Genomic DNA, 6,723 nt, shown 5'->3' with positions numbered 1-6,723 from the left:
GGTGCGACCTGGCTCCGGCCGCCGTGCGGCTCCGCTCCGGGCGCGGTGCGGTCTCGGTTCCGGGCGCGATGCGACCCACGCTCCGGGCGGCGGTGCGGACCCCGCTCCGGGCGCCGGAGGCGCCCCCGTGGGGCGTGCCCGTCCGTTTGTCCGCCCCGGCGACTAGCGTTCCGTATGTGCCCTACTTCGACATGGCCTCGTCCGCTCCTCTGCACCCCGTCGCCCGGCAGGCGCTCCTCGCCGCGCTCGACGAGGGGTGGGCCGACCCCGCACGTCTCTACCGGGAGGGGCGGCGGGCCCGGCTGCTGCTGGACGCCGCGCGGGAGGCGGCGGCCGAGGCCGTCGGGTGCCGCCCGGACGAGCTGGTCTTCACTCCTTCGGGGACGCGCGCGGTGTACGACGGCATCGCGGGGGCGCTCGCGGCCCGGCGGCGCGCGGGACGCCGTCTGGTCGTCTCCGCCGTGGAGCACTCCTCGGTGCTGCACACGGCGGCCGCGCACGAGGCGGACGGCGGCACGGTCACCGAGGTCCCGGTGGACCGTACGGGGCGGGTCACGCCGGGTGCGTACGCGGCGGCCCTGCGGGAGGCCCCGGACGGGGTGGCCCTGGCCTGTCTACAGTCCGCCAACCACGAGGTCGGCACCCGGCAGCCGGTCGCCGAGGCGGCCGAGGAGTGCGCGGCGGCGGGCGTACCGCTGCTGGTGGACGCGGCGCAGTCGCTCGGCTGGGGCCCCACGGAGGGCAATTGGTCGCTCTTGACGGCAAGTGCCCATAAATGGGGCGGTCCTGCGGGGGTGGGGCTGCTCGCGGTGCGCAAGGGGGTGCGCTTCCGTACGGTCCCGCCCACCGACGAGCGGGAGTCGGGCCGCTCCCCCGGGTTCGAGAACCTCCCCGCCGTCGTCGCCGCGGCCGCCTCGCTGCGGGCCGTCCGGGCGGAGGCCGCCGCGGAGGCGGAGCGGCTGCGGGGGCTGGTGGACCGGATCCGGGCGCGGGTGCCGGAGCTGGTGCCGGACGTCGAGGTGGTGGGCGATCCGGAGCGGCGGCTGCCGCATCTGGTGACCTTCTCCTGTCTCTATGTCGACGGAGAGGCGCTTCTCCATGAACTGGACCGCGCGGAGTTCTCGGTCTCGTCCGGCTCCTCCTGCACCTCGTCCACGCTGACCCCGAGCCATGTGCTGCGGGCCATGGGGGTGCTGTCCGAGGGCAATGTCCGGGTCTCGCTTCCGCGCGGTACGGCCGAGGCGGAGGTGGACCGGTTCCTGGAGGCGCTGCCGGGGGTGGTGGCGCGGGTACGGGAGGGCTTGGGCGCGCCGACGCCTGCCGGGGCCGCCGTCACCCCGGACCCCGAGCCCGAACGCGAACCCGGCCCCGAGCCCGAGGTCGAGCTGGTGGTCGACTCGCTCGGCAAGCGGTGCCCGATCCCGGTGATCGAGCTGGCCAAGGTGATCGGCGAGGTGCCGGTGGGCGGTGTGGTGGTGGTGCTGTCCGACGACGAGGCGGCGCGGCTGGACATCCCGGCCTGGTGCGAGATGCGAGGCCAGACCTACGAGGGCGAGCGAACGGCCGACCGGGGCATGGCCTACCGGATCCGCCGCCGCGCCTAGGCCCCAGCGGGGCCCCTTGAGCACCAGCGGGCCCAGGCGACTACAGCGGAACCGCGGGCGGCCAGGCGGCAGGGCCCAGGGAACTGCACGGAGCCGGGGAGAGCCACGGCGAAGTCGCAGGGAACCACGGCGGGGCTGGCGCGACTGCAACGGAGCCGCGCGGAGCCGCGGTCGCGGCGGGGCCCAGGGGGCGGCTGCCCCCTGGGCGCCCGGTGGGGTTCAGGGGAGGTGGGGTGCGATCTCGCCCACGGCCTCGTGGCCGTATGCCTTGGCGAAGCGCTCCATGAAGTGGCCCCGGCGCAGCTCGTACTCCTGGGTGCCGATCGTCTCGATGACCAGCGTCGCCAGCATGCAGCCCACCTGGGCGGCGCGCTCGAGCGAGAGGTTCCAGGACAGACCGGAGAGGAAGCCCGCGCGGAAGGCGTCGCCGACGCCGGTCGGGTCGGTCTTCTGGTCCTCCTCCGGGCAGCCGACGACGACGGGCTCCTCGCCCTCGCGGTCGATGCGCACGCCCTGCGCGCCCAGCGTGGTGACCCGGGTGCCGACCTTGGCGAGGATCTGGTCCGCGGTCCAGCCGGTCTTGGTCTCGATCAGCGCGGCCTCGTACTCATTGGTGAAGAGGTATTCCGCGCCGCCGATCAGCAGCCGGATGTCCTCCCCCTCCATGCGGGCGAGCTGCTGGGAGGGGTCGGCCGCGAAGGGGATGCCGCGCGAGCGGCACTCCTCGGTGTGGCGGACCATGGCCTCCGGGTCGTCCGCGCTGATCAGCACGAGGTCGAGGCCGCCGACGCGCTCCGCGATCGGCTGGAGCTCGATCTGGCGGGCCTCGCTCATGGCGCCGGTGTAGAAGGACGCGATCTGGTTGTGATCGGCGTCGGTGGTGCAGACGAAGCGCGCGGTGTGCTTGACCTCGGAGATATGGACGGACGCGGTGTCCACACCGTGCCGGTCCAGCCAGGCGCGGTAGTCGGCGAAGTCCTCACCGGCCGCGCCGACCAGGATCGGGCTCAGGCCGAGCACGCCCATGCCGAAACAGATGTTGGGGCCGACTCCTCCACGGCGGACATCGAGGGTGTCCACCAGGAAGGAGAGGGAGACCGTATGAAGCTGATCGGCGACGAGCTGATCGGCGAAACGGCCGGGGAAGGACATCAGATGGTCGGTGGCGATGGAGCCGGTTACGGCAATACGCACGGAGTCGCTCCTGCGGGGGCGGAGAGATCGGACGCTTCACGCTATCTGCTCAGCCGTGTCCATACGAACGGAAGAAACTACCCAATAGTAGGGCTTTCTTCACCGACACCCGCTGAATACGGTGCGTGCACGGGGGTACGCGTCGGCGACCCCCATGGACCAGGAGGCATCATGCCCCAGCACCTCAGCCCCGCCCTTCCCGCCACCGGAGCCATCGAGCCCGAGTATCTGGCGGAGCTGCGCGGCGACGGGGCCCGGATGGCGCCGCACTGGGCGGCCACCGTATCGCCTCCGGCCAGGCGTGTTTCACCGGTCGCCCACTCCCGCATCCGGGGGATCACGGTGCCTGTGGCATCGGCCGATCTGCTGGCCGGCATGTCGGACTACGGCGACTGAAGGAACCGGGCGCGCCCCGGCTCCGTCTCATCGGCATCTCCTCGCGAGGGATGGGACCGTAGAACGTGAGCGGAGCCAAAGGAGCGAAACGGTGAGCACCGAGGACACCGACACCCCGCAGACCCCCGACGACACTCCCCGGCCGCGCCGGCGCTCGCCGCTGGCCGTCGTTTCGGTGGCGGCCGCGGTGCTGGTCGCCGGTGGTGGCGGCGCCTACTGGGCCTCCACCGCGGCGGACGGCGGGACCCGCGGTCCGGGCGCGGCGGGCGAGGACGGAGCACCCAAGCCCCTCGCGCTGGACGCCTACGCCACCCCGGGCGGTGAGCGAGGCGGGAATGAGGGCATCGCGCCCGGTGAGCCCGATCCACACGGCGGCCGCTACGTCGTCACGGGCAAGCTGCCGGACGGGCCGAAGGAGGCCCCGGTCTATCTGACCGACCCGAAGGTCACCAAGGCCGATGTGGCGCGGCTGGCGAAGGCGCTGGACGTCTCCGGCAGCCCGCGCGCCGACCACGGGTACTGGAAGGTCGGCGGCACCCCGGACGCGAGCGGCCCGACGCTGCGGGTGAGCCGGACCGGACCGGGAAGCTGGTCGTATTCGCGCTATGGGTCGCCGGGCGGTACGTCCTGCGTCCGCCCGGACGGAGAGCCGGACGGAAAGCCGGACGGGAAACCGGACGCGCAGAAGGCCGTCCGGACCGACAAGGGCGATGGGGCGGAGAAGCCCGACAAGAGCTGCCCGTCCTACCGCGACGGCGACAAGCGCGGTGACAACGGCGCCGCCGAGGGCCGCGACAAGGCCGTATCCGAGGAGAAGGCCCAGCGCGCCGCCGAGCCGGTGCTCGAGGCGCTCGGGCTGTCGGACGCGAAGCTGGACGCGAGTGGCCTCTACGGCGCCGTGCGGATGGTGAACGCCGATCCGAAGGTGGGCGATCTGCCCACCTACGGCTGGGGGACCAGTCTCCAGGTCGGCGCCGACGGCCAGTTGGTCGGCGGCAGCGGCACACTGGCCAAGCCCAAGGAGGACGACAGCTATCCGCTGCTCGGCGCGAACCAGGCGCTGGAGCGGCTCAACTCGACGTCGGCCAAGGGCGATGGCCCCTCGGGCAAGGTGGACGTGCGCAAGGTGACGTTCGGCCTGGCCTCGCACATGGTGGACGGCCGGCGGGCGCTGGTGCCGTCGTGGATCTTCGAGACCAGGCCGACCGGGACCAACCGGGTGGCGGTCACCCTGCCCTACCCCGCGGTGAAGCCGGAGTTCATCAAGAAGGCCAAGGAGCCGGGCCACTCCCCGTCGACCCGGCCGGGCAAGGGGGAGCAGACCTCCAAGCCGGATGACATCACCTCGTACAGCGTGGACGGCAAAACCCTGACGCTGCGCTTCTGGGGCGGCGTCTGCAACACCTACTCGGTCTCCGCGAAGGAGACCTCGAAGCAGGTGACGCTGGAGCTCAGGAGCAAGCCGAAGCATCCGGGGCGGGCCTGCATCCTCATCGCCAAGCAGTTGGACCGGAAGGTGACGCTGAAGGAGCCGCTGGACGGCCGGAAGGTCGTGGACGGATCCACCGGTGAGACGGTGCCGCTGCGGAAGTGAGCGGACCGCGGAAGCCGCGGCGGGACATGCGGAAGGGGGCGGGCCCGATGGGCCCGCCCCCTTCCGTTTCGCTGTCTTCCGCCGTGCCCAGGGCTAGCTGAAGGAGTCGCCGCAGGCGCAGGAGCCCGTGGCGTTCGGGTTGTCGATGGTGAAGCCCTGCTTCTCGATGGTGTCGACGAAGTCGATCGAGGCACCGCCCAGGTACGGGGCGCTCATGCGGTCGGTCACGACCTTGACGCCGCCGAAGTCCTTGACGACGTCGCCGTCGAGCGAGCGCTCGTCGAAGAAGAGCTGGTAGCGCAGGCCGGAGCAGCCGCCGGGCTGGACGGCGACGCGCAGCGCGAGGTCGTCGCGGCCCTCCTGCTCCAGCAGGCTCTTGACCTTCGACGCGGCGGCGTCGGACAGGATGATGCCCTCGCTCGCGGTGGTCTCGTCCTGAACGGTCATCTGCTTCTCTCCCGGGTCGTACGGACTACTTGCCGTTGGAACCAACCAACGGCGCCCCGGATTCATTCCGGGCCCAGCGCTTATCTCCTGTTGCCCTTCATGCTCGCATACGGCTGGGCACACCGGAATGCGTCACATCGACACAATGCCTCTCGTCAAAGTGACGTGAAGCGGCTATGATAGATAGCGTCATTCTGACGATTAGGGTTCCCAGCGAAGTCCCAGCGAAGAAAGAAGGGTGCGTGACGTGACCACCGCCCAGCCCCTCGATGTGCAGCCGACCCCGCTCGCTCTGCTGCTTCTCGGCCGGGAGGCCGACCCCCGCAGCGAGCGCGGCGTGGAGTGCCCGGGAGACCTTCCGGCGCCCTCCGACCCGGATCTGGTGGCCCGCGCCCGCGCGGCCAAGGAGAAGCTCGGGGACAAGGTCTTCGTCCTCGGCCACCACTACCAGCGCGACGAGGTCATCGAGTTCGCCGATGTCACCGGTGACTCCTTCAAGCTGGCCCGGGACGCGGCCGCGCGGCCGGACGCCGAGTACATCGTCTTCTGCGGTGTGCACTTCATGGCCGAGTCCGCCGACATCCTCACCACCGAGGCCCAGCAGGTCGTCCTCCCCGATCTGGCGGCCGGCTGCTCGATGGCCGACATGGCCACGGCCGAGCAGGTCGCCGAGTGCTGGGAGGTGCTGACCGAGGCGGGCGTCGCGGAGGCCACGGTGCCGGTCTCGTACATGAACTCCTCGGCCGACATCAAGGCGTTCACCGGCAAGCACGGCGGCACGATCTGCACCTCCTCCAATGCCGAGCGGGCCCTGGAGTGGGCGTTCCAGCAGGGCCGGAAGGTGCTGTTCCTGCCCGATCAGCATCTGGGGCGCAATACGGCGGTCCGCGACCTGGGCATGTCGCTGGAGGACTGTGTCGTCTACAACCCGCACAAGCCGAACGGCGGGCTCACCCCCGAGCAGCTCCGCGCCGCGACGATGATCCTGTGGCGCGGCCACTGCTCGGTGCACGGCCGCTTCTCGCTGGACTCGGTCAACGATGTGCGCGAGCGGATACCGGGGGTGAACGTGCTGGTGCACCCCGAGTGCAAGCACGAGGTCGTGGCCGCGGCCGACTACGTGGGCTCGACCGAGTACATCATCAAGGCCCTGGAGGCAGCCCCCGCCGGTTCGAAGTGGGCGATCGGCACCGAGCTGAACCTCGTACGGCGCCTGGCCAATCGTTTCGCCGACCAGGGCAAGGAGATCGTCTTCCTCGACAAGACGGTCTGCTTCTGCTCGACCATGAACCGGATCGATCTGCCGCATCTGGTCTGGGCGCTGGAGTCGCTGGCGGCGGGCAAGGTGGTCAACCGCATCCAGGTCGACAAGGAGACCGAGCACTTCGCCAAGCTGGCGCTGGAGCGGATGCTGGCGCTGCCGTAGGCAGCGTTGTTCGGCGACGATGGGGGCGGGGCGCACGATCGTGGCGCCTGCGGCGGGCTGCT

General features: G+C 71.3%; 6 protein-coding genes. 4 read left to right on the top strand and 2 right to left on the bottom strand.

Going from position 1 to position 6,723, the window contains the following annotated elements; genetic code table 11:
* Window positions 1-176: 176 nt before the first annotated feature.
* Complete coding sequence (locus tag KN815_RS38335; protein ID WP_216346432.1) at window positions 177-1,604, top strand: cysteine desulfurase/sulfurtransferase TusA family protein; 1,428 nt, start codon at window positions 177-179, stop codon at window positions 1,602-1,604.
* 219 nt (window positions 1,605-1,823) lie between these two features.
* On the opposite strand, the gene KN815_RS38330 is transcribed toward KN815_RS38335, so the two are convergent.
* On the bottom strand, window positions 1,824-2,798 hold the full coding sequence (locus KN815_RS38330) for a carbohydrate kinase family protein (RefSeq protein ID WP_216346431.1): 975 nt from the start codon (window positions 2,796-2,798) through the stop codon (window positions 1,824-1,826).
* Window positions 2,799-2,969: 171 nt separating this feature from the next.
* On the opposite strand from KN815_RS38330, the gene KN815_RS38325 reads away from it, so the two are divergent.
* Complete coding sequence (locus KN815_RS38325) at window positions 2,970-3,194, top strand: hypothetical protein (protein WP_216346430.1); 225 nt, start codon at window positions 2,970-2,972, stop codon at window positions 3,192-3,194.
* Window positions 3,195-3,285: 91 nt separating this feature from the next.
* On the top strand, window positions 3,286-4,788 hold the full coding sequence (locus tag KN815_RS38320; RefSeq protein ID WP_216346429.1) for a hypothetical protein: 1,503 nt from the start codon (window positions 3,286-3,288) through the stop codon (window positions 4,786-4,788).
* A 93-nt stretch (window positions 4,789-4,881) separates the two neighbouring features.
* Here KN815_RS38320 and KN815_RS38315 read toward each other — a convergent pair whose 3' ends face one another.
* A complete protein-coding gene (locus tag KN815_RS38315) occupies window positions 4,882-5,235 on the bottom strand; it encodes a HesB/IscA family protein (RefSeq protein WP_020871998.1) in 354 nt (117 codons plus the stop codon).
* 238 nt (window positions 5,236-5,473) lie between these two features.
* On the opposite strand from KN815_RS38315, the gene nadA reads away from it, so the two are divergent.
* Window positions 5,474-6,661 (top strand): quinolinate synthase NadA, encoded by a 1,188-nt coding sequence (nadA, locus tag KN815_RS38310; protein ID WP_216346428.1) that lies wholly within the window; start codon window positions 5,474-5,476, stop codon window positions 6,659-6,661.
* Window positions 6,662-6,723 lie beyond the last annotated feature (62 nt).

It is taken from the genome of Streptomyces niphimycinicus (genome assembly GCF_018883605.1).
GTDB lineage: Bacteria > Actinomycetota > Actinomycetes > Streptomycetales > Streptomycetaceae > Streptomyces > Streptomyces niphimycinicus.
The sequence above is the reverse complement of the archived record's forward strand: the minus strand, read 5'-3'. Positions and strand labels throughout refer to the sequence as shown.

Coding starts and splice junctions, on each gene's coding strand:
- KN815_RS38325 (WP_216346430.1), top strand. CDS start 2,970: ATGCCCCAGCACCTCAGCCCCGCCCTTCCCGCCACCGGAGCCATCGAG.
- KN815_RS38315 (WP_020871998.1), bottom strand. CDS start 5,235: ATGACCGTTCAGGACGAGACCACCGCGAGCGAGGGCATCATCCTGTCC.